At 71.4% G+C, this 25,748-nt stretch carries 20 protein-coding genes; 9 read left to right on the forward strand and 11 right to left on the reverse strand.

Annotated elements, in window-relative coordinates:
* Nucleotides 1-92 precede the first annotated feature (92 nt).
* Nucleotides 93-854 (forward strand): TetR/AcrR family transcriptional regulator, encoded by a 762-nt coding sequence (locus FRCN3DRAFT_RS0217195; RefSeq protein WP_007516421.1) that lies wholly within the window; start codon nucleotides 93-95, stop codon nucleotides 852-854.
* Nucleotides 855-1,078: 224 nt separating this feature from the next.
* Nucleotides 1,079-2,287 carry a cytochrome P450 gene (locus FRCN3DRAFT_RS0217200; RefSeq protein ID WP_007516420.1) on the forward strand — a complete coding sequence of 403 codons (1,209 nt, stop codon included), beginning with the start codon at nucleotides 1,079-1,081 and terminating at the stop codon, nucleotides 2,285-2,287.
* Here the strand turns inward: FRCN3DRAFT_RS0217200 and FRCN3DRAFT_RS44910 are convergent.
* The 3 genes from FRCN3DRAFT_RS44910 to FRCN3DRAFT_RS0217215 form a co-directional block, all read right to left on the reverse strand.
* On the reverse strand, nucleotides 2,232-3,002 hold the full coding sequence (locus FRCN3DRAFT_RS44910; RefSeq protein WP_007516419.1) for an alpha/beta hydrolase: 771 nt from the start codon (nucleotides 3,000-3,002) through the stop codon (nucleotides 2,232-2,234). The two genes, FRCN3DRAFT_RS0217200 and FRCN3DRAFT_RS44910, sit on opposite strands and share 56 nt — an antisense overlap.
* Nucleotides 3,003-3,050: 48 nt before the next feature.
* Nucleotides 3,051-3,929, reverse strand: a complete 879-nt coding sequence (locus tag FRCN3DRAFT_RS0217210; protein ID WP_007516418.1) for a metallophosphoesterase family protein — start codon at nucleotides 3,927-3,929, stop codon at nucleotides 3,051-3,053.
* Nucleotides 3,930-4,198: 269 nt separating this feature from the next.
* Nucleotides 4,199-6,565, reverse strand: coding sequence for a nuclease-related domain-containing DEAD/DEAH box helicase (locus FRCN3DRAFT_RS0217215; RefSeq protein ID WP_007516417.1), 2,367 nt, complete (start codon nucleotides 6,563-6,565; stop codon nucleotides 4,199-4,201).
* Nucleotides 6,566-7,484: 919 nt separating this feature from the next.
* Between FRCN3DRAFT_RS0217215 and FRCN3DRAFT_RS0217220 the strand changes: the two genes are divergently transcribed.
* Complete coding sequence (locus FRCN3DRAFT_RS0217220) at nucleotides 7,485-8,633, forward strand: type III polyketide synthase (protein WP_007516415.1); 1,149 nt, start codon at nucleotides 7,485-7,487, stop codon at nucleotides 8,631-8,633.
* A 403-nt stretch (nucleotides 8,634-9,036) separates the two neighbouring features.
* Nucleotides 9,037-9,921, forward strand: coding sequence for a hypothetical protein (locus FRCN3DRAFT_RS0217225; RefSeq protein WP_007516414.1), 885 nt, complete (start codon nucleotides 9,037-9,039; stop codon nucleotides 9,919-9,921).
* Nucleotides 9,922-10,002: 81 nt separating this feature from the next.
* On the opposite strand, the gene FRCN3DRAFT_RS0217230 is transcribed toward FRCN3DRAFT_RS0217225, so the two are convergent.
* Nucleotides 10,003-10,620 (reverse strand): MarR family winged helix-turn-helix transcriptional regulator, encoded by a 618-nt coding sequence (locus FRCN3DRAFT_RS0217230; RefSeq protein ID WP_007516413.1) that lies wholly within the window; start codon nucleotides 10,618-10,620, stop codon nucleotides 10,003-10,005.
* A gap of 168 nt (nucleotides 10,621-10,788) precedes the next feature.
* Between FRCN3DRAFT_RS0217230 and FRCN3DRAFT_RS0217235 the strand changes: the two genes are divergently transcribed.
* The gene (locus tag FRCN3DRAFT_RS0217235; RefSeq protein WP_007516412.1) at nucleotides 10,789-11,424 is read left to right on the forward strand and encodes an FMN-dependent NADH-azoreductase; all 636 of its coding nucleotides are present in this window, start codon (nucleotides 10,789-10,791) and stop codon (nucleotides 11,422-11,424) included.
* A gap of 202 nt (nucleotides 11,425-11,626) precedes the next feature.
* On the forward strand, nucleotides 11,627-12,154 hold the full coding sequence (locus FRCN3DRAFT_RS0217240) for a DUF3291 domain-containing protein (RefSeq protein WP_035924864.1): 528 nt from the start codon (nucleotides 11,627-11,629) through the stop codon (nucleotides 12,152-12,154).
* Between the two features lie 51 nt (nucleotides 12,155-12,205).
* Here FRCN3DRAFT_RS0217240 and FRCN3DRAFT_RS0217245 read toward each other — a convergent pair whose 3' ends face one another.
* Nucleotides 12,206-13,675, reverse strand: coding sequence for an MFS transporter (locus FRCN3DRAFT_RS0217245; RefSeq protein WP_232794069.1), 1,470 nt, complete (start codon nucleotides 13,673-13,675; stop codon nucleotides 12,206-12,208).
* A gap of 118 nt (nucleotides 13,676-13,793) precedes the next feature.
* Here FRCN3DRAFT_RS0217245 and FRCN3DRAFT_RS0217250 point away from each other — a divergent pair, with 118 nt between their 5' ends.
* Both FRCN3DRAFT_RS0217250 and FRCN3DRAFT_RS55120 read left to right on the forward strand, forming a co-directional pair.
* Nucleotides 13,794-14,618, forward strand: a complete 825-nt coding sequence (locus FRCN3DRAFT_RS0217250; RefSeq protein WP_051466929.1) for a helix-turn-helix transcriptional regulator — start codon at nucleotides 13,794-13,796, stop codon at nucleotides 14,616-14,618.
* Nucleotides 14,619-14,699: 81 nt separating this feature from the next.
* Nucleotides 14,700-15,278 (forward strand): hypothetical protein, encoded by a 579-nt coding sequence (locus FRCN3DRAFT_RS55120; protein ID WP_007516408.1) that lies wholly within the window; start codon nucleotides 14,700-14,702, stop codon nucleotides 15,276-15,278.
* Nucleotides 15,279-15,484: 206 nt separating this feature from the next.
* On the opposite strand, the gene FRCN3DRAFT_RS0217265 is transcribed toward FRCN3DRAFT_RS55120, so the two are convergent.
* Nucleotides 15,485-17,179 carry an ABC-F family ATP-binding cassette domain-containing protein gene (locus FRCN3DRAFT_RS0217265; protein WP_007516406.1) on the reverse strand — a complete coding sequence of 565 codons (1,695 nt, stop codon included), beginning with the start codon at nucleotides 17,177-17,179 and terminating at the stop codon, nucleotides 15,485-15,487.
* Between the two features lie 156 nt (nucleotides 17,180-17,335).
* Between FRCN3DRAFT_RS0217265 and FRCN3DRAFT_RS0217270 the strand changes: the two genes are divergently transcribed.
* On the forward strand, nucleotides 17,336-18,061 hold the full coding sequence (locus FRCN3DRAFT_RS0217270) for a DUF4232 domain-containing protein (protein ID WP_007516405.1): 726 nt from the start codon (nucleotides 17,336-17,338) through the stop codon (nucleotides 18,059-18,061).
* A gap of 69 nt (nucleotides 18,062-18,130) precedes the next feature.
* Here FRCN3DRAFT_RS0217270 and FRCN3DRAFT_RS0217275 read toward each other — a convergent pair whose 3' ends face one another.
* The 5 genes from FRCN3DRAFT_RS0217275 to FRCN3DRAFT_RS0217300 form a co-directional block, all read right to left on the reverse strand.
* Complete coding sequence (locus FRCN3DRAFT_RS0217275) at nucleotides 18,131-18,556, reverse strand: allophanate hydrolase-related protein (RefSeq protein WP_131803466.1); 426 nt, start codon at nucleotides 18,554-18,556, stop codon at nucleotides 18,131-18,133.
* 264 nt (nucleotides 18,557-18,820) lie between these two features.
* A complete protein-coding gene (locus tag FRCN3DRAFT_RS0217280; protein ID WP_007516403.1) occupies nucleotides 18,821-20,173 on the reverse strand; it encodes an ABC transporter substrate-binding protein in 1,353 nt (450 codons plus the stop codon).
* Nucleotides 20,174-20,645: 472 nt separating this feature from the next.
* Nucleotides 20,646-22,001 carry an ABC transporter substrate-binding protein gene (locus FRCN3DRAFT_RS0217290; protein WP_007516402.1) on the reverse strand — a complete coding sequence of 452 codons (1,356 nt, stop codon included), beginning with the start codon at nucleotides 21,999-22,001 and terminating at the stop codon, nucleotides 20,646-20,648.
* Nucleotides 22,002-22,392: 391 nt separating this feature from the next.
* The gene (locus tag FRCN3DRAFT_RS0217295; RefSeq protein WP_027140679.1) at nucleotides 22,393-23,736 is read right to left on the reverse strand and encodes an ABC transporter substrate-binding protein; all 1,344 of its coding nucleotides are present in this window, start codon (nucleotides 23,734-23,736) and stop codon (nucleotides 22,393-22,395) included.
* A gap of 542 nt (nucleotides 23,737-24,278) precedes the next feature.
* A complete protein-coding gene (locus FRCN3DRAFT_RS0217300; RefSeq protein WP_007519335.1) occupies nucleotides 24,279-25,622 on the reverse strand; it encodes an ABC transporter substrate-binding protein in 1,344 nt (447 codons plus the stop codon).
* Nucleotides 25,623-25,748 lie beyond the last annotated feature (126 nt).

Raw genomic sequence — 25,748 nt, forward strand, 5'->3', positions numbered from 1 at the left:
AGGTACAGCGTACGTAGAAGAGGCGCTCAAGGTACCACGGGCGACGGCGTACGCTGTACGGCGCCAGGAGTCCGAACCCGAGGTGATCACAGATGCCGTCCGGCTCGTCCGGCCCCGCCGGGTCCGATCGGACCGCTCCGGCGAAGGTCGCGCCGGGGATGATCTGGCTTCGCCCGGAACGCAGCGGCCGTGGGCCGGAGCCGGTCCACAGCCGGGCCGAGATCGCCGCCGCCGCGATCGGCCTGGCGGATGCCGCCGGCCTCGAGTCGGTGTCCATGCGCAAGGTCGCCGCGGCCATCGGCGCTGGCACGATGTCGCTCTACAACTACGTGCCGAAGAAGGAGCATCTGTTCGATCTGATGCTCGACGCGGCCGCGGGCGAGATCATGCTCCCCGACGAGCCGTGCGGCGACCCGCGCGCCGACCTGACCCGGCTGGCCCGCGAGACGCTGGCCGTGATGCGCCGGCACCCCTGGGTGCCCGGCCTGACGGCCACCCGCCCCTCGATGGGGCCGAACGCCCTGCGCTGCGTCGAGTTCTTCCTCGGCGCCCTGGCCGGCTCACCGCTGGACGGCGCCACCAAGATGGAGATGTTCGCGCTGCTCAGCGGTTTCATCACCCAGTTCGCGGAATGGGAGCGCACCGCGGCGGGCCAGGCCGCCGAGCAGTGGCAGGTCGACCTGGTCGCCTACCTGGGCACGGTGATCGCCACCGGTCGCTACCCGCATCTCGCCGCCGCGTTGACCAGCGGCGCGGGCACGCCGCCGGCGGACGCGGACACGATCTTCACCCGGTCGCTGGCCCGCCAGCTTTCGCTGATCCTCGACCCGCCAACGGATCAGCCACGGTCCTGACCAGTGCTCCGGTCCTGACCGGCGCTCCACCCTGGACGCCGCTCGGGTATGGCGTTCGCCAGGCGGACTGGTGGCAGGACGGGGCCATGGCGATCCCGCCGCGCACACCCGTTCGTCCTCAACGTGGAACCGGTGGAACGGCGGGACGAACGAGCGGCCGGACCAGGTTGCCTGGATTTTGTACCTGGTATAAATTGCGCGCCAGGCAGCGACAAGGAGATGAGATGTCGGTTGACAGCGCGTCGTCGAGCGCGGCCCCCGCGGCCGGCAATCCCATGGAGAACCCGGCGTTCCTGGCCGCCCCGCAGGCGATCTTCCCGGGGTTACGGGCCAGGGGCGCGCTGCCGCTGGGCGACCGGGGCGTGCTGCTGACCCGCGGCGCCGACATCGCCGCCCTGCTCACCAACCCCGAGGTCTTCTCCTCCGGCATGGCGACCACGCAGACGGGCACCGAGCGGCCGCTGATCCCGCTGCAGATCGACCCGCCGAAGCACCGCGAGTACCGCAAGATCCTCGACCCGCTGTTCTCGCCGCAGCGGATGAAGGAGATGGACGGGCCGATCACCCAGCTCGCCCGCCGCCTCGTCGACGCGATCGCCGCCGAGGACGAGGTGGACTTCGTCCAGCAGTTCTCCCTGCGGTTCCCGTCGCAGGTCTTCCTCACGCTGCTCGGGCTGCCGCTCGACGAGCTGCCCACCTTCCTGGAGATGAAGGACGGCTTCATCCGGCCGGAGTCCATCACCGGGCAGCCGCGCGACCACGAGGACTCCGTCGCGCTGCTGAAGAAGACCGCGTCGGCCGTCTACGAGTACTTCGACGCCGTCATCGCCGACCGGCGGGCCGCTCCCGGCGACGACATCGTGAGCCGCTTCCTGGAAACCGAGGTCGAGGGCGCCCGCCTCAGCCACGAGGACATCCTCGACATCTGCTTCCTGTTCCTCGTCGCCGGGCTCGACACCGTCTCGGCCTCGCTCGACTGCATGATGCTGCACCTCGCGCAGCACCCTGACCGGCGCGCGTCGCTCGTGGCCGACCCGGCGCTGATCCCGGGTGCCGTCGAGGAGCTGCTGCGGTGGGAGTCGCCGGTGATGATGGTGGCGCGTTTCGCGACCCGCGACACGGAGATCGGCGGCTGCCCGGTCCGAAAGGGCCAGGTGGTCACCGGCCTGCTCGGCTCGGCGAACACCGACGAGCAGGAGCTACCCGACCCGGGCGTCGTCCGCTTCGACCGCGACCCGAACCGGCACATCGCGTTCGGGCGCGGGCCGCATCGCTGCCTGGGCTCCCACCTGGCCCGTCTGGAGCTGCGCATCGCCCTGCGGGAATGGCACGCGCGCATCCCGGACTACCGGGTGCCGGACGGTTTCGAGCCCGGGTTCACGACGACGATCCGCTCGCTGACGACGCTTCCCCTCCGGCTAGGCGGCCGCTGACCCAGGTCATGGCCTGGGTCACGGCGGCGCGGGACTCGTCGGTGTGGTCGAGGTTGTCGAAGCTGTGCTGCCCGCCGGGGACCTCGATGAGGTCCACCGCGACGCGGGCCGCCCGCGCGGCGGCGAGAAACACGTCCTGGGTGCGGGCGGCCTCCGGGTACTCGCGCCCGACCCGGGTCAGCAGGATCGGCAGTCTCGCCGCGGCCGGCGGCTCGGCCACGGTGCCGGCCGAGCCGTCCGCCGCGCCGTCCGCCCACCCTGGCGGCGGGACGAGCAGCGGGTAGGTCAGGGCAATGCAGCGCAGCCACGGCGGCGGGGCCGCGAGCCAGCGCGTCGCGAGCGGGCCGCCGCCGGAGAAGAACCACAGCGCGACGCGGTCGGGGTCGACGCCCGGCACGCCGCGGGCCTGCTCGACGGCTGAGGCGACATCCTGCGCGGCGGCAGGGTAGTCCGCCACTCTGTGCAGCCGATGCTCGACGGTCACGCCCGCCAGGCCATACGCGGCAGCCAGTGCCCCGTAGCCGAGGAACGTCGGCCAGTCCCGCGGCCTGGGGTGCGCCTCGGGCGGCACCGGACCGCCGTGGACGAACACGACGGCGGGCCGCGGCGCCGCGGCGTCCAGCCGGTCCGCGTGCACGTCGATGATGCCCAGGCGCTGCCGTTCCACCGGCGCGACGTCGAGAACGAACGGGTGCATGAACGGAGGGACTGCCATTGCCCCATCCTTGCGTCGCACCCGCAGGCCCGCTACCGAGTAGCGGCGTCAGCGCGCGGCGACCAGGGCGGCGAGGTCGAGGGCGTCGCCGTGCACCTCGGCCAGCCAGTCGTCGTCGAGGTAGGCGAAGGCGTCGGTGTCGGTGTCGAGCAGGCCGATGCTGCCGGCCGTCACCCGCTGCTCGGGGTTCGGCGGCGTCGACTCGCCGCGGGTGACCCTGGGGCGTACGAGCTGGGCGAGCGCGTACGAGGTCGTCCGGCCGTAGACCCGGGGGCCGTTGGGGTGGTGGTAGTGGCCGCTGATGTGCAGGCGCGGCTGCAGGTGTTCCAGCAGCCGGGTCAGCTTCGTCGAGCCCTGCACGTCGCCGCGGTAGTTGCGGGACATCCCGTACGGGCCGTCGTGGGTGACGAGGAGGTCCACCGCGCCCGGATCGAGCGCCATCAGGCGGCCGTAGGCGGTCTCATCGAGGTCCATGTACCCGGCGGCCTCGATGAGCCCGAGGAACGCCGTGCGCTGGCCGGCCACCTCGACGATGCTCCCGCAGGAGACATGCCGGAAGGCGCCGAGCGGGTCCACCGGCACGATCTCGGCGCCCGCGGCCGCGGCGTGCAGGGTCTCCAGCCAGTCGTGGTCCTCGTGGTTGCCGCTCACGAACAGCGCGGACGGGATCCGGCCGAGGGCGAGACGGATGCCGCCGGCGAACGAGGGCGACGGGTCAAGAAGCCGCAGGAAGTCACCCTGGGCGGGATGATCACGCCCGAACCTGCGGGTTGGCTCGTCGTACCGCTCCTCCGACGGGTACGCCCCCAGGTCCCCGACCTGGACGACGGCGTCGAGCCGGATCCCCCGGCGTTCCTGGAGCAGTATCGCCGCCCCCAGCGCATGCTGCACACACCCGTGGACGTCGCCTACAAAAGCGATGTTCATTGCTTTTCGACCTTTCAGCAGAGCCATGCGGACATGGCTCGGCACGGTCGAGCGGCGCAACGATGTGGTGTCAACCACCGGCCTGGACGCAACAATGCTGTTTCCAGACCGGTGACTCACATCCCAGCGCTCCACCGCCGTCTCGACGACCGAGCCGCTTCGAGCATCACACCCGCCCGAATGCCCGTCAACGCCCGCCGCTGCCGCGCCCCGCGGCCCACCACGGGAGCCGGCTCGCGGGGAGATCCCGAACAGCCGTCTCGGCCGCGTCAGCTGGAAAGTGCCTCGCGCGCCGGGACCTCGCGGATACCAGCCCAGACGCTGTCGCGCGCCCTCGTGATGGCGACGTACAGCTGCCGGCGCTCCAGCTGGCTGCGCTCGCGGAAGGCGTCGGCGGACTCGGACGGCCGTCGCGGGCCCGGGAAGAGGTTGCGGTCGGGAATGCAGACGTGGGCGAAGTCGAGGCTCTTCACCCGGTGGTACGTGCCAACCTTGACCGCCTCGTGGCTGGCTCCGTCGTAATCCCGGAGGGAGACGGCCGGAATCTTCCGCTCGGCAAGGACGCGAAGCCAGTGCGCGGCCGCCGCGTTGGTCGGCACGAGCACCGCCATGTCGCCGAAACGCACGTTCCGGTCGTCGTGGAACTGGGCGAGGTGCTCGCAGAGCGCCGCGTCCTGCGCGACGGCGTCGGCGACCGTGACCTCGTGGACCTCGCCTCCAGGCCGGTCGACGTCGACCTCGCGCCGTCCCTGTTCCGGTATGCCGTCGAGGTCGTCGAAACTGTCGTCGACGACGACCGCCTGGGCGTAGCGCAGGATCTTCTCGCCGTTGCGGTAGTTGCGGGTGAGCACGGTGGAGCGTCCGACGACGGAGACGCCGGCCTCGGCGAGGGTGAAGCCACCGGGATAGATGGACTGCTGGCCGTCGCCGACCACGAGAAGCCCGTCCGGCCGGTCGCCGACGAACGCGTGCAGGAGCTGCAGGCCGACGCACGTCAGGTCCTGCACCTCGTCGACGATCACCGCGTCGTACCGGCGCTCGGAGCTGCCGCGCACCAGGTCCCGGGCCAGCAGCAGCGCGTCGTCCCGGTCGAGGACGCCGCGCTCGGTCCGGAGCTGCTCATACCGCTCGTACAGCTCCCACACGGCCCGGCGGTGGCCTGGCTGCAGGGGAGTGCTGCGCCCGACGCGCGCCAGCCTGGCGTACTGCCCGAAGGTGGTCAGGCCTCGGCCCTTGATGACTGTCGCGATCTCGTCCTGCCAGTACTTGTGGGTCAGGCCGAGCCCGGGAAGCACGGAGAACTGCCCGACCTGCGCCCAGGCGCGCCAGAAGCAGGTTTCTGCGACCTCCTGCTGGTGGCGGTCCGCGAGGCCATGCTCACGAAGACAACGCGCGGCGACGGCGTGGACCGTGGCGAACTCGATCCGGTCGACCTGCTCGGGGGCCATCCGGGTGAGCAGGGCACGGTAGACCGGCCCCAACGTGCGCACCAGCGAGGTGAGCAGCACCCGTTCCCCGCGGGCCGCCAGGTACTTGGCGCGGTGCAACGCGACGACTGTCTTGCCGGTGCCGGCCGCGCCGCGCACGCGGGCCGGACCCGACCAGTGCCGGCCGGAGAGGCGGGCCTGCGTCGGATGCAGCCAGGTCATCCAGGTCTCGATCGGCTCCCGGGCGGCGGCGTCGAGGAGCTCCCGCCACAGCTGCTCGCGGCTCAGCAGAGCGCCCTGCTCCGGCTCGCCACCCGCCGTGATCTCAGGACTGGCCGTACCGGCCGCCCCGGCCGCTCCCGTCGTCCCGGCTGACCTGGCGCCGTGCGGGACCGCGCGAGCTGGCGGAACCGGCGGCGGCTCGGTCGGGCCGGTCCGGCGCGCGACCGGGTGGCGGGCAGGCCGGGCGGGCGGCCCCGCGGCGACCGCGGAGCGAGGCATCGGCGGGCAGCCGTCCGCCAGGCAGCTCAGCAGGCGTTCGACCAGGCCCGAGGCCAGCCGGGCACCCCGGCGGCCCAGGTGGAGGGCCAGGTCCCCCTCACCGATGACCGTCACCCGGTCGAGCTGCGCCCGTACGTTCCGACGCCCGGCCAGCACCAGCAGCGGAACCACCTCGGTCGGTGGCAGGCCCGCGTTCGCGAGCACCTCTTCCACGGCGACGGTCTGGTCCTCCAGCTTGCGCAGGTCGTCGGCGGCGTCGGCCTCTCCTCGGAACAGCCGGCCGCCTTCGACGGTGACGTCCCGCCAGTTCTTCACGTCGAGCACGAAGACGCCGCCGGAGCCGACGACGATGGCGTCGATGTTGGCCCGGCGGGTTCCAGGCCACTGCCGGTCCGGCAGCACATGCCACCCGGAGTCGTCCATGCCGATCAGCACCCGGACGACGCTCTGCTCGGCCCGGCCGCCGGCCTCCCAGCGCTGTCGGTGCCGACGTAGCTGGCGCAGCACGTCCGTCAGCTGCTGGATCTGCCGCTGGACACCGTCGATCTCCAGGCCGAGCTGGACGGCCTGGCCGAAGGCCGACGGCCGCGCGGGCGGGTCGACGTCTCGGATCGGCGGCGCGTCGGGGCCAGCCAGGCCGGCGGTCGGCGCGGGGGTGGCGGGGGTGGCGGCGGTGAGGAAGGCCGCTGGCTGCTCACGCGAAAGCACGTCACTGCCCCCTCACCTTGGGTCACAGGTGAGAGTACGGCAATGAGTTCTCGTTTGCCTGTGTTTGTGAATGGCTGTGGTCTATCGACCCCAAGGGGAGTGGTTGTCGCCGGGCGCGCGCGTCTGCCTTCGAATGCCTGTTCGAAATTGTCGGTCCCTTTGGGTGAAGGGGACCGGATGTCGCTACTGGGCACCTTGATCGGGTGTCGCGATCGGGTGATCGGGGTGCCGTCGCCGGGCGGCGCGATCGAGCGTGGGGGTACGCGACTGGGCGCGAGGGCGGGCGTAGGGGTGCCGCGACTGAGCGCGAAGGCGGGGCGCGTCGCCGTTGGCGCGCCCCGCCTCTCTCCGTGTGCCCCTTGCGTGGCTTTTAGACCATCCGCCAGAAAAATTTGATTCGACGTCGTCTGGCGGGTCGCGCCCGGCGCCGCTTCGGCGACGCCGGCCCGGCGACCTCCCCGCCTGGCGACCTCCCCGCGCCGTGCGCTGGTCGCCGGGGCGGTGGCCGTGGAATGGCGTGCGGCCCGGGTGGTGCCTGAGAGCTGGGTCACATTGGCGGTCGAATGCACCCGGAACACCGGCGAAGGGCTGTTCGCGCGTCTTACGCTTTTGTAGGCCAAACAGGGGGTAATTTCGCCACGCCACCATCGGGTAGTCGGCGGTGGCATCACGTGCCGCGCCACTGCGGCGCGCTCTTTCCTTTCTCGGGTATTCCGGTTCCCTCTTCCTCTCCCTTTCGTTCTCTATCCATCTTCCGTGAGGCCATACGGCGACTGCGCCGTATTGGTCCGCCTTCCTGCGCCGATGAAGCTCGCACCGGCGACGTACCTGGCCGTGGCACCGCCGGGCATCGTGCCTCCTCCGTGTCCAGCAGATCTTCACCACGGCAACCGTCAGGTCACGCCCACCCGGAGACGAGATGCCCGCCGGAATTTCTCCCGTGATGCTCGCCGTGAGTGCCGCCGCGCCCGGTGAACCGATCGCCCAGACCGACATCTGGGACGACTTCTACGCCCCGGTCTTCGACGCCGTCCCGGATGCGCGCCGGTTGTTCGTCGAGACGAACACCGTCGCGCGCCGACATCTGAACTGGGACCCGAGGACCGCGTTCCGCGACGGCTTCCCCGCGGTCGGCGCGCGGGTGGACGCCTGGGAGCGGTGTGCCGTCGAGCTCGGCCGGCGCACGCTGCCCGCCGTCCTCGCTGGCCAGGACCGCGCCAAGGTCGGCACCTTCGTGATGGTGAGCACCAGCGGCTACGCGTGCCCAGGCCCGGACTCCCAGCTGGTCGCGGAGCTCGGTCTGCGCCAGGACATACGGCGGGTGTCCATCGGCCACATGGGCTGCTACGCGGCGCTGGTCGGACTTCGGGCCGCGATCGACGCCCTCGCGGCCCGCCCGGACGAGTTGGTACTGCTGACGTGCGTCGAGGTCATCTCGGCCCACTTCCGCTCGGAGCCGACCCGCGAGCAGGCGGTGACGCACGGCCTGTTCGGCGACGCGTGCGCGAGCGTGCTTCTCGGTGCGGTCCCCGACGGTGCCGCCCCGCCGACGCTTCCGCCCCATCCTCTTTCCGGGATACCGGCGCCCGCCGCGGCGGATCCTGGGGATGCCGCGGTGCCGATCGGCGCGCGGGTGCTGGCGACCCGCACCGAGGTGGCACCCGGTACGGCCGACCAGATGTCGATCCGGGTGCGTGAGGACGCCTTTCATCTGCGGCTGTCGCCGGCCATCCCGTCGCTGCTGCGCGAGAGCACCCCGGGCTTCGTGGAACGCCTGCTCGCCGGGACCGGCGTTGGTGTCGGCGACATCCGGCACTGGGTGCTGCACCCGGGCGGCCCGAAGATCGTCGACAAGGTGGGCGCGGCGTTCGGGCTGTCGGACGCGCAGCTGCGGCCGTCCCGGGAAACGCTGCGCGACTATGGCAACTGCTCGTCGGTGACGGTGCTGCTCGCATTGCGCCGGCTGCTGACGGGCGATGAGGGGGAGAGGCCGGTACCCGGCGACCTAGCCATCCTGATCGCCTTCGGGCCTGGTCTGACGACGGAGGCCGCGCTGTTGCGGTTCTGACTCGACAGCGGTCCGGGGCGTTTCGTCGACCAGTACGTACGCTGCGTCGACCCGGGGCTCGTGGGGCGCTTGCGCTTGTCGGGCCGGCGAGGACGTCGTCTCGGACCTCCCCCCGCTGAGGTCCGAGACGACGTCCTCGACAGCCTTCCTTGAGGGTGCCCCCATCCCTCAGGTCACCAGGCAAAGGCCCCCAGTGCCCTCCTTGGCCCGGTGCCGAAGCCCAAGCCTGGACTAGTCCGATCGGCGTCGCCAGCCTCGGAGATTGGTCCTCCCCCGTTCGACCTCGAAGGGCCGACCTCGCACGTTCGAGGATGTTCCGGCGTGCGCGGTCGGATCTCTTGCTACGCTGTGGATCTCTGTGGTACCGCCAGCGTCTCGCGCAAGGGGTACGACCTTGACGGATGTGCCAGCCGAGGACCTGTCCACGCTCCTGTCCGGCCTCATGCGCGCTGCCCGGCGCAAGACCGACGCCGGCCGGCAGGCGCTCGCCAACGACGGGCTGACCCGTGAGTACCTGGAAGCCGGGCTGAGGTTGATCGACACGCAGCTCGGTCCCGGCGACGGCGCTGATTCCGAGGACCGGCCGCTGTTCCGCTGGCTGTCGCAGCGCGCGGTCATCGACGAGGTCAGCCAGGGAGGCCGGCTGCGCGGCTCGGAGGGCAGCTTCCGTGACCGCTGGCCCTACCAGCCCGACTACATCCGCGATGTGCTCGCGTACAGCCTGCGCGGCGCGCACTGGCGGGGCTTCCTGGACAGCACCGAGAACGCCCGCAACCGGCTCGCCGACGCCGAGGACGCGGTCCGCGCCGTCCACGACGCCGGCTACGACGACCTGACCGCCACCCGGCGCACCCCCGCGCTGCGCGCCCAGCTGATCGGCGCCGCGATGGCCGAGCGCGACGAGATCGCCCGCACGACGCTGCAGGAAATGTACCGGATCAGCACCCAGGCGTGGCTCGAGGCGTACGAGAAGACGGTCGCGGTCCGCGGCCTGCGCATCCGCCCCGGGCTGACCCTCGAGGACATCAACTTCATCATGACCGCGACCGCCGAGGGAATGCAGCTTCGCCTCATGGTCGAACCGGACGACGGCGTCATCGACCACGAGAAGCGCACCTCGCTGCTCGGCACCGCGGCCCTCGCGCTGATCGTTGCCTGCTTCGACCACCTCGGCGACGGCATGAGCCTGGAGGACGTCGTCGCCCTCGCCACCAGCCCTGGTCCGAAAGTCCAGGATGAGCCGGGCGACGGCACCCAGGACGCCGGCGGCACCGCCGGCCTCGGCTGACCCGGCTTCCGAAGCGGAGACTCCCGCGCGATCGGGCCGGTCCTGCACGTCCTGCCGGTCCTGCCGGTTCCGCCGGAAGGGCTAGCCGGCCGCGCCTGGCAGGGGGTCGTTCTGGTCGAGCTGACGGGTGGCGGCCTGGCAGGCGGACTCGACCTGGGTCGGGTCGAGGACGACGAGGTGCGCGACGACCCGGCGGGCCATCGCGGTGAAGGCCGCCCGCTCGTCGGCGGACAGCGGGGCGAGCACGTGGTCCTCGACGAGGCGTAGCCGGGTCTGCGCGTCCTCGTAGGCGGCGCGGCCGCGCTCGGTGCCGACGATCCTGCGGGCCCGGCGGTCGGCGGGGTCCGGCTGGCGCTCGACGAGGCCCGCCTTCTCCATGTCGTCGACGAGGCGGACCATGACCGTCCGGTCGATGCCGAACCGGCGGGCGACCTCGATCTGGTTCGGCGCCTTGCCATGGACCGCGTCGCCGAGGACGCGCAGGCCGCGCAGGCCGCCAGGCAGCGAGTCGATGGCGGCCGAGGCGGTGATCAGGTACCCGTGCTGGATCTGACCGACCAGCCAGCCGACGTCCTTCGTGATGTCGTCGTCGTCGGCCGCGTCGCAGGCCGAGAGGTCCGCTGGGACACAGGGCTCTTCGAGAGCGCCAGGCGCGTCCGGGCGCGGCGCGTCCGGCTGGGCTCCCGTCAGCTGCGTCACCGGATCACCATACCCCGGAACACAACCCGATCGTCTGTGTTTAAGATGAGCGCCACAGCAGTTAATCTACTTGAGAGACGATCTGGATGCAGACGATCTGCCTGTAGATGATCTGTCTGGTAACCGACCGGACCTCCGGTCCCACGACGCCCTCACGAGGAGAGCCCGATGTCCCACCTGCTGCACCTCGACTCGAGCATCGCCGGCGACAACTCGGTCTCACGCGCCGTGGCGCGCGAGTACGTCGCGGCCTGGCAGGAGAGGAACCCCGGCGGCGCGGTGACCCACCGCGACCTGGCCGCCGCTCCGCCGGCTCACCTGGACTGGACCATCGTCTCCGCCGGCATGACCCCGGAGGAGCAGCGGACGCCGGAGCAGACCGAGGCGCTCAAGGCCCGCCACGGCTACATCGGCGAGGTCACCGCGGCCGACGAGGTCGTGATCACCGCTCCGATGTACAACTGGTCGCTGCCGACGACCCTGAAGTCCTGGATCGACCAGCTGATCATCCCTGGGGTCACGCTGGCGGACGCGGAGAACCCGGGCCTGTTCAACGGCAAGAAGGTCACCGTCGTCACCACGCAGGGCGGCTCCTACTCGCCGGGGGCTCCGAAGGAGGGCTGGGACCACGTCTCCCCGTACCTCGAGCACGTGCTGGAGGCCCTCGGCGCGGACAACGTCGAGTTCGTCAACGTCGAGATGACGCTGTCCGTGGTCAACCCGGCGCTGGCCCAGTTCACCGACGTCTTCCACGCGTCCCGCGCCGCCGCGACCGAGAGCATCAAGGCCCGCGCCCTCGTCTGAGCCGACCGGTGAGCCTCATCGGCCCACCCGGCTGACCAGCGCCCGCCGGTGCCCGCCATCCGTCCCCGAGACCGATGGTGGGCGCTGGCGGGCGTCGTCGCCAGGCGGGTGTCCGGCCGCGGCCGTGCTGCCGGAGACGGCCGTGCCACCGGAAGCAGCGAAGGCGGCGTGGGGCGGGTAGATCGTTGCTACTGTGCCCGGTGTGGGACAGGAGCAGCCGCGGTGGGAGCTGGCGCAGGTCAACATCGCCCGGCTGCGGGAGCCGCTGGACAGTCCGCGGCTGGCTGACTTCGTCGCCGCGCTCGACCCGGTCAACGCGCTGGCGGACGCCGCCCCCGGGTTCCGCTGGCGGCTGCAGACCGAGGACGGCGACGCCACCGCGGTCATCGCGTTCGAGTGGGACACCGGGAGCAGCGCCGGAGTGATCGTCAACCTCACCGTCTGGGAGTCGGTGGAGGCGCTGGCCGCCTTCGCCTTCTCAGGGCTGCACCGCGAGGTGCTGCGCCGCCGCCGGGAGTGGTTCGAGGCGATGGCCGAGGCCTACGCGGCCCTGTGGTGGGTCCCCGCCGGCCAGTGGCCTTCCACCGCCGACGCCGAGGACCGCGTCCGCCACCTGCGCGCCCACGGCCCCACCCCCCGGGCCTTCAGCCTGCGCAATCACTTCCCCCCGCCGGACCAGCCCGTGGCCGGCCCGAGCGCCGGCCGGACCGACTGGATGTGCCCGGCCTGACCGACCGGCCGAAGCCCGGCCCCGGCGTTCCCCTCAACCTCGCGGCGAGCGTCAGCCGGCCTCGGCCGCCATCGCGGGGGCTGGGCGCGGCGCTCGCAGGCCGCGGGCGATGAGCAGTGCGCCGGCGAGCACCACCGCGGCGTCGACGCCGATGGCCAGGCGCAGGGCGGTCAGGGAGTCCAGGCCGCCGGCGGCGATGGCGACGGCGCTCATGACCGGCACCCCCAGCGCGATGGCGACCTGCTGGGTCATCGTCGCGACGCCGGTGGCCAGGCCCTGCTCGTGGTCGGGCAGCCCGGACGTCGCCGCCACCATGAAGCCGACGATCGCGCACACGTGCCCGATCGCGCCGACGAAGGTCGTCGCGGCCACCAGCCACAGCGAGCCGTCCGTGTCTCCCACGAACACGAGCAGACCGGTCAGCACCGACTGGACGGCGAGCCCGCCGACGACGGCGCGGCGCACCCCGAACGCGGCGGTCACCCGGGGCCCGACCACACCGCCGAGGATCGCGCCGGCTCCCATCGCGACCAGCATCAGGCCCGTCTGGAGCGGGTTCAGGCCGAGCACGTGCTGCAGGTACATCGTCAGGAGGAACACCAGCGCCGGCTCCATCGAGAACGTGACGAACCCGGCCACGTTGCCCCAGCCCACCGTGCGCCGCGTCAGGATCGTGACCGGCACGAGCGGATGGGAGTGGTGCCGCTCGGCGGCCCAGAACCCGGCGAGCAGGGCCACGGCGGCCAGGACGCAACCGATGGCCCACGGGTCGTCGGCACCGTGCTCGCCCAGCCGGGTCGCGCCGTAGACGAGCGCGAGCAGGCCTGACGTCACGAGCGCCGCCCCCGGAAGGTCCAGCCGGGTCCGCACCCTGGCTGCCGGGTCGGCCAGCACGAACGGCGCGACCGCGACGACGACCGCGGCGATCGGCACGTTGATGAGGAACGCCCAGCGCCAGCTCGCCACGTCGGTCAGGACGCCGCCGAGAATCGCGCCGCAGGTGAACCCGGTGGACATCATCACGCTGTTCAGCCCGAGCGCGCGCTGGCGGGCCGGGCCCTCCGGGAAGGTCGTGGTCAGCAGCGACAACGCGGCCGGGGTGACCGCCGCCGTCGCCAGGCCCTGCGCGGCGCGGGCCGTGAGCAGGAGCGCGGGACTGGTGGCGAGGCCGCCGAGCAGCGAGGCGAGGCCCAGCGCCGCCATGCCGACGAGGAAGACGCGCAGCTTGCCGACGTAGTCGCCGATGCGGCCGAACAGGAGCGTGAAGCCGGCGGCGCACAGCGCGAACGCCGTCGCGATCCACTGCGCGTTCGCGTCGGAGAACCCGAGGTTCGCCCCGACCGTCGGCAGCGCCACGTTCAGGACCGAGAAGTCGACACAGAGCGTGAACTGGGAGGCCAGCAGCAGCACCAGCACGAGCGCCTGGCCGCGGCTCATGCGGGCGGTGGCCGGGGCGGCCGGGGTGGCCGTGCCGGCCGGGTGCGCCTGGTCGGTGGTCGCGGTGGAGGTCAGTGTGGTCACGCTGCCCACGGTGCGTCCGCCGGCCGATGCCAGCGACCGCCCTGCGCCGCCACCCCTCGGCGTGACTACCACCGGCAGGGATACCCAGCGTTCCCCGCGGTCCGGCACGATGGAGGTCATGGCGACCGAGCTAGGCGACTTCCTGCGCACCCGGCGGGCCGCGGTCAGCCCCACGGACGTCGGGCTCGTCTCCTACGGCGCGCGGCGCGTCCCCGGCCTGCGCCGCGAGGAGCTCGCCCACCTGGCCGGCGTGAGCCCGACGTACTACACGCGCCTGGAGCAGTCCGACCACCACAACGTCTCCGACAGCGTCCTCGACGCGCTCGCCCGGGTGCTGACGCTGACCGACGCGGAGCACGAGCACCTGCGCCGGCTGGCCCGCCCCGAGCCCCGGCCGGTCCGCCGCCGCCGCGTCGAGCGGCCGCGGCCCGCGGCGCTCGGGCTCGTCCACGCCGCACCGGGGCCCGCGCTCCTCGTCGACCACCGCAACGACGTGCTCGCCTGGAACGCTCTAGGCCACCGGCTTCTCGGCCTCGGCTACCCGTTCGAGGCACCGGACGACATCCGCGACCGGCCGAACTTCGCCCGGATGTTCTTCCTGGCGCGGGGCGGGCGCGATCTTTACGCCGAGCCGGACAACATGGCCCGGCAGCTGGTTGGTTTCCTGCGCTACTCCTCTGGGCTGCACCCCGACGACCACGATCTGAGCTGCCTGGTCGGCGAGCTCGTCCAGCGCAGCGACCAGTTCGCCGCCCTGTGGGCCAGGCACCCCGTCCTGGACTGCGGCCACGGCGTGAAGAAGTTCCAGCACCCGCTGGTCGGGCGCCTCGACCTCACCTACGAGGCGATGCCGCTGCCCGGGAGCAGCCACCGCATGGTCCTCTACCACGCCGACCCCGGCACCCCCGCCGCCGACGCCCTCGCCCTGCTGGCCCGGCGCTGACAGCGGCCCGACTCACGGACCACCACGTTCCTCACTGTCTGGAACCACGAGGAGCACTCCCACGGCGTCACGCTCGGCTCGGTGCTCGCCGCGCACGGCGAGCCGCCCGGCGACGAGCGCAACGCCGCGGTCCGCGACAGCCAGGGTCGCCTCGACGGCGTGAAACCTGTGCTGTCCGCCGGGGCGTCCTCACTTGTCGGCGACGACTTCGTCGCCGTGCACATGAGCTGGGGCGCGGTGAACGAATGGACCACCAGGTCGGGCTACGCGCGGCTGATCGAGCGCGAGCGACACCCCGCGCTGTCCGGGCTGAACCTCAGTCGGTCTTGTGTTCGTTGCGAGTCGGTCCTCGAGGTGGCCCGTGCGGTCGCGGACCGCGGCAAGGACGAGGTGCTCGCAGCGTCGCCCGTCGAGTCGGTCCAGGTCACGGTCGACCTCCCCGGCATGATCGCAGAGGGTGTTCAGATGCACACGGCTGAAATGGCCGTGGAAGGCCGCGCGCGGCCTGGGTGGGTAGCCTGGCCCAGCTCCACGCGCGACGGGACGAGGTGGTTGTCCGCCGAGGCGCGGGCGCAAACGCGAATCGTGTCGGATCAGCCAGTCTCTGGGCTCGCCTATCTGACACACATCGACGGGGTCGGGGCGAACTGTGTCGGATAGGCCTGCCTATGGACCTGCCCAAATGCCACAGTTCAAGCTCGGAGGCCACCCCGGCGCGACACGGACGGCTCGGCTTCGGCTCCCTGTCGGGCCGGCCGTTCGACCCTGGGCTGACCTGGGCCTGGGTCAGGCCGCTCGCTGACGGACGGGTGTGCCGCGACGTGGCCAAACTGGCCCGTGGCATCGACCCGGCGACCTGGTGATCATCAGACAGTCGACTCGGTGACCTTGCCGTCCTCGACGACCAGGCGGCGGGTGACGTGGACGGCGTCGAGCATGCGGCGGTCGTGGGTGACCAGCAGCAGGGTGCCGGGGTAGGTGTCGAGGGCGGACTCCAACTGCTCGATCGCGGGCAGGTCCAGATGGTTGGTGGGCTCGTCGAGGACCAGGCAGTTCACGCCGACCGCCTGCAGCAGCGCGAGACCGGCCCGGGTCCGCTCGCCAGGCGACAGGGCCCCGGCGGGGCGGGTCATCTGGTCGGCGCTGAGGCCGAACTTGGCGAACAGGGTGCGGACCTCCGCCATCGCCCAGCCGGTGGCGCGCTCGGCGACCGCGAGCGTGCTCTCCTCGCCGCGGAAGCGGTCGCGCGCCTGGTCGACCTCGCCGAGGCGCACCCCGGAGCCGAGCGTCGCCTTACCGGTGGCGAGCGGCACCCGGCCGAGCAGCGCCGCGAGCAGCGTCGACTTCCCGCCGCCGTTCGGCCCGGTGATCACGATCCGGTCCGCCCAGGAGATGGTGAGATCGACGGGGCCGAGCCGGAACCCGCCCGCGCCGCTCGCCGCTTCGTCGCCGGACGCCGCCGGTGCCGGCGCCGGCGGGTAGGCGACGACGGCGCCGGCGAGCGCCGCGACGACGTCGCCGGAACGGGGCGCGGCGGCGATCGTCATCCGTAGCTGCCACTCCTTGCGCGGCTCCTCGACCTCCTCCAGCCGGCCCAGCTTGGTCTCCAGATTGCGGACGCGCGACGCGCTCTTCGTCGCCGCCTCGATCTTGTAACTGCGCACCGACCGGTCGTTGTCCGGGACCTTGCGCTTCGCCCGGATCGCCCCGCGCACCGACTGCTCGCGCTGGCGCTGCACCTGGGAGACGAGGTTCGCGCGGGTGTCGGCGAACTCGTCATAGTGCTCGCGGGCGTGCCGACGGGCGAGTTCGCGCGCCTCCAGGTAGGTCGACCAGCCGCCCGCGTACTCGGTGACGTCGCGGCGGTGCTGGTCGATCTCGGCGACGCTGGTGATCGTCCGGTCGAGGAACGCCCGGTCGTGGCTGACGACGACGAGAGCGCCGGAGATCCCGGCGACGAAGCGCTCCAACCGCTCCAGGCCGTCGAAGTCGAGGTCGTTCGTCGGCTCGTCGAGCAGGGTGATGTCGAAGCGGGACAGCAGCACCGCGGCGAGCGAGCCGCGGGCCGCCTGCCCACCGGACAGCGCCGTCGTCGGCGCGTCCAGCGCGTCCGCCGGCAGGCCGAGCTCGGCGCAGACCTGCTCGGCGCGCACGTCCAGGTCGGCGCCGCCGATCGCTAGCCAGCGCTCCAGCGCCTCCGCGTAGGCGTCGTCCGCGCCGGGGCGGGCGGCGGTGAGCGCCTCGGTCGCCTCGTCGAGCGCCGCCTGGGCGGCGGCGACACCGGTGCGCCGTTCCAGGAACGCGCGCAGCGTCTCGCCGGGGCGGCGGTCGGGCTCCTGTGGCAGCAGGCCGACGTTCGCCGACGGGGGTGAGAGCTCGACCCGGCCGGTGTCGAGCGCGACCTGGCCGGCGAGCGCGCGCAGCAGCGTGGACTTGCCGACGCCGTTGGGCCCGACGACCCCGATCCGGTCGCCCGGCGCGACGGTGAGCGAGACGCCGTCCAGCACGACCTGCCCCCCTCGTACGACGGACAACTCGGAGGCGACAAGGGTGGCGGACATGGCCCCCATTCTGCTCGCCCGCGCGCGGCCGTCGGCGGTGCTGGCGAGGGACAGTCACCGCTGGGACTTTGCGGGGGTGTGCCCGAGTCGTCTGACCGAAGCGGGAACGTCCCGTTGTGGCGCAGCATGGGGGCACTACGGCGGATGGAGCACTCGATGAACGCGGGCGGCAGGACGGGAACGGGCGTCGGACGGCGCGTCGGCGGGCACCGGACCGGCGGGCGGGTGGTGCTGGCGGCGTTGGGCGCCGTGCTCGCGGTGACGATGACGGTGATGGTGACAGCCTGCAGCAACGACGGTGGTTCCGCCGCCGAGCCGCCCGTGGGCACGCCGACGGTTCCGGCGAGCGAGTCCGCGACGCCGGGCGCAGGCGGTTCGACAGGTCCGACGGCGTCGGCCTCGCACGGGTCCGGCGGGGGCACGACGAAGCCCGCGACGACCGCGCCAGCGGTACCCATCTGTGCGGCGTCGGTGCTGGCCGCGGCGATCGTCGGCAGCGACGGCGCGGCCGGCACGATCTACACCCAGCTCACGCTGACGAACAACTCCTCGGCGCGCTGCACGCTGCGCGGCTACCCCGGGGTGTCGTTCGTCGACACGGCCGGCAACCAGCTTGGCGCCCCCGCCGACCGGACCGGGGAGGCCGGGTCGGCGGTGGTCCTCGCGGGCGGCGGCAAGGCCCAGTTCACGGTGCAGGTCACGCAGCCCGGTGTGCTTCCGGGCTGCGACACCGAGGGCAGCTTCACCAGTGCCGCGAACCTTCGGATCTACCCGCCCGACAACACCGTCGCCCTGCTCGTCCCGGTTCCGCAGGGCCGCCAGGCCTGCAAGAGCCCGTCCGTCCACCAGCTCAAGGTCACCAGCCTCGCCGCGGCCCGCTGACGCGCGGCCGGGGGACCGGGTGCCGGGAGTCACGGCCCGGCAGCGGCTCGGCTCCTGACGCCCGGTCCGTCAGGGGAGGCGCCGGCGCCAGTCGCCGTCGGGCACGAGGGGGCGGCCATCCGTGGCGGCGGCCTCGCAGAGATAGCCGAGGACGCGGCGGCCGTCGGCGAGGTCGACCCAGCCGAACCCGAGCGGGGGCGGGGTCTCCAGCAGCAGCTCGGCGATCGCGGGGCGGGGGAGCAGCCACAGCTCGCCGGTCGCGCTGGTGGCGACGGCCGGGTCGCGGACCAGGCCGGGCCGCGGCGGGTCGCCGCCGAGGTCGTGCAGTCGGTAGCCCGGTGTGGTCCGCACGCGGCCGAGTGGGACGGCGCCGTGCCGGCTGATCCGCGCGTGCGCCGGGAAGCCGGCCATGTGCGCCCCGACCACGAGCAGCGGGACCGGCGCCTCGGGCGCCTCGGGCTCGGCGGGCGGGCTGGGCCGCGGCGGATTGGTCACGTCGGGCATCGTCGCGGCCTTCCCACCGATTGACCACTGGGAGGTCTGACACTGTCGGCCCCGTTCGGCAATGCCGCCCCTCCGGCAGCCCTTCACCGGGGTTCCGGGTGCCGTGGACCGGGAGCACCTCGGCGGCGAGCGGCGCGCGACGCTGAACGGCCCCGCCGCGAGCGACGGGGCCGTTCAGGGAGGGGACACGCCGGGCGGATCTCGTCGAGGCCCCGCCCGGCGGGCCGGTTCAGGTACTGATGTTGGACCTGTGTGCTAGTCCTCGATCGGGCTGGTGCCGAGGATCTTGTACTCGGCGGGCTGGCCCTTGTCGTCCAGAGTGGACGCCAGTCCACCGCGGACGCAGGACGCCGGAGAGTCGGCCACGGCCTTGCCGTTGCAGCGGAACTTCATCCCGCCGGCGCCGGGCAGCTCGGTCTCCTTCATGCCCTTGATGGTGGAGGTGAGGGTCGCCGGGGTGATGTCTCCGGTGATGCCCTGCGTCGCCGCCTGCAGGGCGGAGACCAGCGTGAACATGATCATGCCGTCCTGGAAGCTGAGGTCGATACCCTTGCCGTAGGTTTCGGCGACCTTGGTATAGAGGTTCATCGACGGGTTGTCCGTGCCGAGTGGCACGTTGGCGCTGATGACCATGTCCTTCAGCGTCGCGCCTGGGACCGACTTGCGGGTGGAGTCGGTGATGCACTGGGCGATGGCGCTGATGGTGCCGGTGAAGCCGACGGCCTTGAGGCCGTTCATGGCGCTGATGCAGAACGAGTCGTTACCGATGATGAAGACCTCGTCGGAGCCGTTGTCGACAACCCCCTGCATCTGGGGCGTCATGTCGGCGGTGCCGGGGGCGACGCGGATGAGGTTGTAGCCGATGCCGGCCTTCTGGAACAGGGGCGGGGCGACCTCCTGCGCGGAGTGCAGCGCGGAGGGGACATCGATGACGACGGTGGTGACCTTCTTGTTGCCCTCGTCCTTGGCGACCTGGATCGGCAGTTGGATGATGCCGAAGGTCGGGTCAGCCAGGACGAACGTCGTCGGGCTGGCCAGCACGTCGGGTTCGCCCGATCCGTAGATCACCACGGGGATCTTGGCGTCGCTCATCGGCTTCCACGCGGGCTCGAGGACGGCCGACGTACCGATGATGGCCGCGGAGACGCCCTTCTCGACCATCTGGTTGCCGCAGTCGGAGGCCTTGGCCGGGTCGCCCAGGGTCTCGCAGATGGTGATCTCGATCGGCCGGCCGCCGATCCCGCCCTTGTGCTCGTTGAGGTACTTGGTGGTGGCCTCGGCGACCTTGTTGTCGTTGGTGTGGTCGGCGGTCGGGCTGGCCCCGTCCGTGATCACACCGATCTTGACCGGTGCGCCGGACGCCTTGTCCACCGGGCCCAGAGGGTCGGCGGCGCCTGCTGAGCCGCTCGCCGATGGGGGCGTGGAGTCGCCCTTGTCATCGGAGCCACCGCCGCATGCCGAGACGAAGGCCAGGCTGGCGGCGAGGACGGCGACGCCGGCTACCCGTAACCGTAAGGTGGCGGTGGCGTGGGTGTGCGATGGCGTCGCCGCGGCAAGCGGGTGCGGTCGCTCCAATGCTGGTCGACCGGTCAGTCCACGGAGTGGCATGTCCCCTACCTTGTCTTCAGACATTGCGCGGATACCAGGAACAGGTCGGCCCATGGGGGCAGTGGGCAGCGGCCGGGAGGTACCGCTCCGGCCTACCTGTACGTGGTGTTTGTTGGTGTCGCGACAGCCTTGAGGCGGTCCGCCACGATTGCGTGGTCGAAATGCGATGGAGTAAGTGCTTACTCGGCTCCGACGTCGGCGTCAACAGACGGTGACTCGCCGAGTCGCGGAGGGACGCTGAGCTGGCGCTTCGCGTCGGCGGTCCCGGTGATCTGATCCCACCACGATCTGGGTCGGCCGCGGGACGCGATCGTCATCGCCCCCAGCCACCATGACCTGGAAGAGCCTTCGCCGGGAGCAGGGACACCGAACGGCCCGCCGCGAGCGACGGGCCGTTCAGGGAGGGGACCCGCCGGGCGGGGTTTTGGGGAGACTCCGCCCGGCAGGCCAGTTCAGCTGTTGAAGTTGTGCGCTAGTCCGCGATCGGGCTGTTGCCGAGGACCTTGTAGGCGCTCGGCTGGCCCTTGTCGTCGAGGGTCGTCGAAAGGCCGCCGAGGACGCAGGTGGCCAGGGAGCCCGGGATGGCCTTGCCATTGCAGCGGAACTTGATCCCGCCGCCGCCGACCAGCTCGGTCTCCTTCATCGACCGCATAGTCGAGGTGATGGTCGCCGGGGTGACGTCCCCGGTGATGCCCTGCGTGGCGGTCTGGATGGCGGAGATGATCGTGAACATGATCATGCCGTCCTGGAAGCTGAGGTCGATGCCCTTGCCGTAGGTCTCGGAGACCTTGGTGTAGAGGTCCATCGAGGGGCTGGGCGGGCCGAGGGGCACGGTGGCGCTGATGACCATGCCCTTGAGGGTGGCGCCGGGGACGGACTTGCGGGTGGAGTCGGTGATGCACTGGGAGATGCCGCTGATGGTGCCGGTGAAGCCGACGGCCTTGAGGCCGTTGATGGCGCTGATGCAGAACGAGTCGTTGCCGATGATGAAGACCTCATCGGACTTGTTCGAGACGATCTGCTGCATCTGCGGGGTCATGTCGGCGGTGCCGGGGGCGACGCGGACGAGCTCGTAGCCGATGCCGGCCTTCGCGAACAGCGGCGGGGCGATGTCCTGGGCGGAGTGCAGGGCGGCTGGGACGTCGATGACGATCGACGTGACCTTCTTGTTGCCCTCGTCCTTGGCGAGCTGGATCGGGAAGTCGATGACCGGGAAGGTCGGGTTGCCGAGGGCGAACGTGGTCGGGCTGGCGAGCAGGCCGGGATCGCTGGAGCCGTACACCATCACCGGGATCTTCGCGTCGTTCAGCGGCTTCCACGCGGCCTCTACCACGCCGGACGTGCCGATGGCGACGACGGAGACGCCCTTCTCGACCATCTGGTTGCCACAGTCGGTGGCCTTGGACAGGTCGCCGAGGGTCTCGCAGAGGGTCATCTCGATCGGCCGGCCGCCGATCCCGCCCTTGCGCTCGTTGAGCCACTTGATCGTGGCCTCGGCGACCTTGTTGTCGTTGGTGTGGTCGGCGGTCGGGCTGGCCCCGTCCGTGATCACACCGAGCTTGACGGGCGCGCCGGTCGCCTTGTTGACCGCGCCGAGGATGTCTCCCGCGGCCGCCGAGCCGCTGGCCGCCGGCGTGGGGTCGTCCTTCTTGTCGTCGGAGCCGCCGCCGCAGGCCGAGACGAAGGCGAGGGCCGCGGCCAGGACCGCGACGCCGCCGACTCGTAACCGTAAGGCCGCGGCGGGGTGGGCGTGCGATGGCGTGACATCGGCGCGCGGGTGCGGCCGTTCCGATGCTGGTCGACCGGTCAGTCCACGAATGAGTGGCATGTCCCCTACCTTGTCGTCGGACGTTGCGTGAATACGAGGAACACGTCGGCCCATGGGGGCGGTGGGCACCGGCCGGGTGGCACGTCCCGGCCTAGCTGTACGTGGTGTGCGTCGCGTGGCAGGACGGGCTGTGATGTCCGCCACGATTGTGTGTTCAGTGCTTACTCGATTCCGACGTCGGCGTCAACAGACGGCGGCGCGCCGGGGAGGGGGCAACACGCCCGCGACCTGGCCGGGGGTCGTGCGGAGGCGGTGGGACACAGAACGGCCCCGCCGCGCAGGACGGGGCCGTTCTGGGAGGGGACGTGCCGGGCGGGTCTCGGCGAGGCCGTCCGCCCGGCACGCTGGTGCGGTTGTTGGATCCGCTGGACCCGGTTGCCGGAGTGGCGTGCTAGCCGGCGATCGGGGTGTTGCCGAGGACCTTGTACGCGGCGGGCTGGCCCTTGTCGTCCAGGGTGGTCGACAGGCCGCCGACGACGCAGGGGGCTGCGAGGCCCGCGACCGCCTTGCCGTTGCAGCGGAACTTGATGCCGCCGCCGCCGGGCAGCTCGGTCTCCTTCATCGCCTTGATGGTGGAGGTGATGGTCGCCGGGGTGATGTCGCCGGTGATGCCCTGGGTGGCCGCCTGGAAGCCGGACATGATCGTGAACATGATCATGCCGTCCTGGAAGCTGAGGTCGATGTCCTTGCCGTAGGTCTCGGAGACCTTGGTGTAGAGGTCCATCGAGGGGCTGGGCGGGCCGAGGGGCACGGTGGCGCTGATGACCATGCCCTTGAGGGTGGCGCCGGGGACGGACTTGCGGGTGGAGTCGGTGATGCACTGGGAGATGCCGCTGATGGTGCCGGTGAAGCCGACGGCCTTGAGGCCGTTGATGGCGCTGATGCAGAACGAGTCGTTGCCGATGATGAAGACCTCATCGGACTTGTTCGAGACGATCTGCTGCATCTGCGGGGTCATGTCGGCGGTGCCGGGGGCGACGCGGACGAGCTCGTAGCCGATGCCGGCCTTCGCGAACAGCGGCGGGGCGATGTCCTGGGCGGAGTGCAGGGCGGCTGGGACGTCGATGACGATCGACGTGACCTTCTTGTTGCCCTCGTCCTTGGCGAGCTGGATCGGGAAGTCGATGACCGGGAATGTCGGGTTGCCCAGCGAGAAGGTCGTCGGGCTGGCGAGCAGGCCGGGGTCGCTCGAGCCGTAGAGCATGACCGGGATCTTGGCGTCGTTCAGCGGCTTCCAGGCGGCCTCGACGACGCCGGACGTGCCGATGAGGACGGCGGAGACGCCCTTCTCGACCATCTGGTTGCCGCAGTCGCCGGCCTTGGACAGGTCGCCGAGGGTCTCGCAGATGGTGATCTCGATGGGCCGGCCGCCGATCCCGCCCTTGTGTTCGTTGAGGTACTTGGCGGTGGCCTCGGCGACCTTGTTGTCGTTGGTGTGGTCGGCGGTCGGGCTGGCCCCGTCCGTGATCACACCGAGCTTGACGGCCGCGCCGGCTGCCTTGTCGACCGGGCCGAGAACGTCCGCGCCCCCGGCGGAGCCGCTGGCCGGGGGGGTGGCGTTGTCCTTGTCGCCAGAGCCGCCGCCACAGGCCGAAACGAAGGCCAGGCTCGCGGCCAAAACGGCGACGCCAGCCAACCGTAACCTGGCCGGGCGGGTGGACGACTGCGCGGATGCAACGGGCTGGAGCGGCTGCTCGGGGGTTCGCCGGCTGGCCAGTCGCCAGAGATGCGACATGTTTTCCACCTTGTCGTCGGACGTCGGGTGACTGCGAAGATCGCCAAACCCGGATGCGAGGCGTAACTGGCTAGCGGGGCAAGGCCTCCCGGGCACCTGTTCGTTCGGGTACGACTCGCTGCGGGTTCACCGATGGTTCGCCAATGGAGTTGCGCGTGCAGCGACCAAATGGTCGCAGTGTGGTGCTGCAAGTGAATACTCGATTCCGACGTCGGCGTCAACAGATGACGGCTCGCCGACGCGTGAAAGGGGCCGCGACCTGCACGTTTTCCCGGCGGTGGCCAGGCGGTCGGGGGACCGGCGGCCCGATCTTGCGCCACCCACGCGGGCCGTCGAGGCACATGATCGTTATCGCCGCTGGCCCGACGACCTGAACCTCCAGGGGTTGACGACTTGAGCCTTTCGGGGTTGGCGCAACGCGAAACGGCCCCGTCGCACGCGACGGGGCCGTTCGGGACGGGACACCTGCCGGGCGGGACGCTGACGAGTCCCGTCCGGCAGGTGTGCCGGTCTGATGGTGGATCGATGTCGGGCGGGGCGTGCTAGCCCTCGATCGGGGTGTTGCCGAGGACCTTGTACTCGGCGGGCTTGCCCTTGCTGTCCAGGGTCGTCGTCAGGCCGCCCCGGACGCAGACGGCCGGAGTGGCGGGATAGGCCTTGCCGTTGCAGCGGAACTTCAGACCCGCGCCGCCGGGAACCTCGGTCTCCTTCATCGCCTTGATGGCCGCCGTGATGGTCGCCGGAGTGACGTCACCCGAGAGGCCGTCCAGAGATGCCTGGAAGCCGGACATGATCATAAACATGATCATGCTGTCCTGGAAGCTGAGGTCGACGTCCTTGCCGTAGGTCTCGGCGACCTTGGTGTAGAGCTGCATCGACGGGCTGTCCGGGCCGAGCGGGGCGGTGGCGCTGACGACCATGCCCTTGAGCGTGGCGCCCGGTACCGCCTTGCGGGTGGAGTCGGTGATGCACTGGGAGATGGCGCTGATGGTGCCGGTGAAGCCGACGGCCTTGAGGCCGTTGATGGCGCTGATGCAGAACGAGTCGTTGCCGATGATGAAGACCTCATCGGACTTGTTCGAGACGATCTGCTGCATCTGCGGCGTCATGTCGGCCGTGCCCGGTGCCACGCGGACCAGGTTGTAGCCGATGCCGGCCTTCTGGAACAGCGGCGGGGCGATGTCCTGCGCGGAGTGCAGCGCGGCCGGCACATCGATGACGATGGCGGAGACCTTCTTGTTGCCCTTGTCCTTCGCGACCTGGATCGGCAGGTCGATGACGGGGAACTCCGGGTCACCCAGGGAGAAGGTCGTCGTGCTGGCGAGCAGGGCGGGGTCGCTGGAGCCGTAGAGCATGACGGGGATCTTGGCGTCGTTCAGGGGCTTCCAGGCGGCCTCGACGACGCCGGAGGTGCCGATGAGGACGGCGGAGACGCCCTTCTCGACCATCTGGTTGCCGCAGTCGCCAGCCTTCGACAGGTCGCCGAGGGTCTCACAGATCGTGACCTCGATCGGCCTGCCGGCGATCCCGGACTTGTGCTCGTTGAGGTACTTGGTGGTGGCCTCGACGACCTTGTTGTCGTTGGTGTGGTCGGCGGTCGGGCTGGCCCCGTCCGTGATCACGCCGATCTTGACGGCCGCGCCGGTGGCCTTCGCCACCGGGCCGAGAATGTCGTCCGCCCCGGCGGAGGCGCTGGCCGCTGGGGTGGAGTCGCCCTTGTCGTCGGAGCCGCCGCCGCAGGCCGACACGAAGGCCAGGCTCGCGGCCAGGACGGCGACGCCAGTCAGCCTTAACGCGGTCGGGCGGGTGGACGACTGCGTGGAGGCGACGGGCCGGAGCGGCTGCTCGGGCGTTCGCCCGCTGGCCGACCTCCAGGGATACGACATGTTTCCCACCTTGGACGTTGTCATCGCGAAGATCGCCAGACTCGTGCGCGAGGCGTAACTGGCCGCTGGGCAGGGCCTCCCGGACACCTGTTCGTTCGGGTACGACTCGCTACGGGTTCGCCGATG

The sequence above is a fragment of the Pseudofrankia saprophytica genome (genome assembly GCF_000235425.2).
GTDB lineage: Bacteria > Actinomycetota > Actinomycetes > Frankiales > Frankiaceae > Pseudofrankia > Pseudofrankia saprophytica.

Excerpts from the sequence above, each read along its gene's own strand:
- FRCN3DRAFT_RS0217300 (WP_007519335.1), bottom strand. The coding sequence starts at position 25,622 with ATGTCGTATCCCTGGAGGTCGGCCAGCGGGCGAACGCCCGAGCAGCCG.
- FRCN3DRAFT_RS0217220 (WP_007516415.1), top strand. The coding sequence starts at position 7,485 with ATGCCCGCCGGAATTTCTCCCGTGATGCTCGCCGTGAGTGCCGCCGCG.
- FRCN3DRAFT_RS0217295 (WP_027140679.1), bottom strand. The coding sequence starts at position 23,736 with ATGTCGCATCTCTGGCGACTGGCCAGCCGGCGAACCCCCGAGCAGCCG.
- FRCN3DRAFT_RS0217280 (WP_007516403.1), bottom strand. The coding sequence starts at position 20,173 with ATGCCACTCCGTGGACTGACCGGTCGACCAGCATTGGAGCGACCGCAC.
- FRCN3DRAFT_RS44910 (WP_007516419.1), bottom strand. The coding sequence starts at position 3,002 with ATGGCAGTCCCTCCGTTCATGCACCCGTTCGTTCTCGACGTCGCGCCG.
- FRCN3DRAFT_RS0217265 (WP_007516406.1), bottom strand. The coding sequence starts at position 17,179 with ATGTCCGCCACCCTTGTCGCCTCCGAGTTGTCCGTCGTACGAGGGGGG.
- FRCN3DRAFT_RS0217200 (WP_007516420.1), top strand. The coding sequence starts at position 1,079 with ATGTCGGTTGACAGCGCGTCGTCGAGCGCGGCCCCCGCGGCCGGCAAT.
- FRCN3DRAFT_RS0217270 (WP_007516405.1), top strand. The coding sequence starts at position 17,336 with ATGAACGCGGGCGGCAGGACGGGAACGGGCGTCGGACGGCGCGTCGGC.
- FRCN3DRAFT_RS0217210 (WP_007516418.1), bottom strand. The coding sequence starts at position 3,929 with ATGAACATCGCTTTTGTAGGCGACGTCCACGGGTGTGTGCAGCATGCG.
- FRCN3DRAFT_RS0217235 (WP_007516412.1), top strand. The coding sequence starts at position 10,789 with ATGTCCCACCTGCTGCACCTCGACTCGAGCATCGCCGGCGACAACTCG.
- FRCN3DRAFT_RS0217195 (WP_007516421.1), top strand. The coding sequence starts at position 93 with ATGCCGTCCGGCTCGTCCGGCCCCGCCGGGTCCGATCGGACCGCTCCG.
- FRCN3DRAFT_RS0217250 (WP_051466929.1), top strand. The coding sequence starts at position 13,794 with ATGGCGACCGAGCTAGGCGACTTCCTGCGCACCCGGCGGGCCGCGGTC.
- FRCN3DRAFT_RS0217290 (WP_007516402.1), bottom strand. The coding sequence starts at position 22,001 with ATGCCACTCATTCGTGGACTGACCGGTCGACCAGCATCGGAACGGCCG.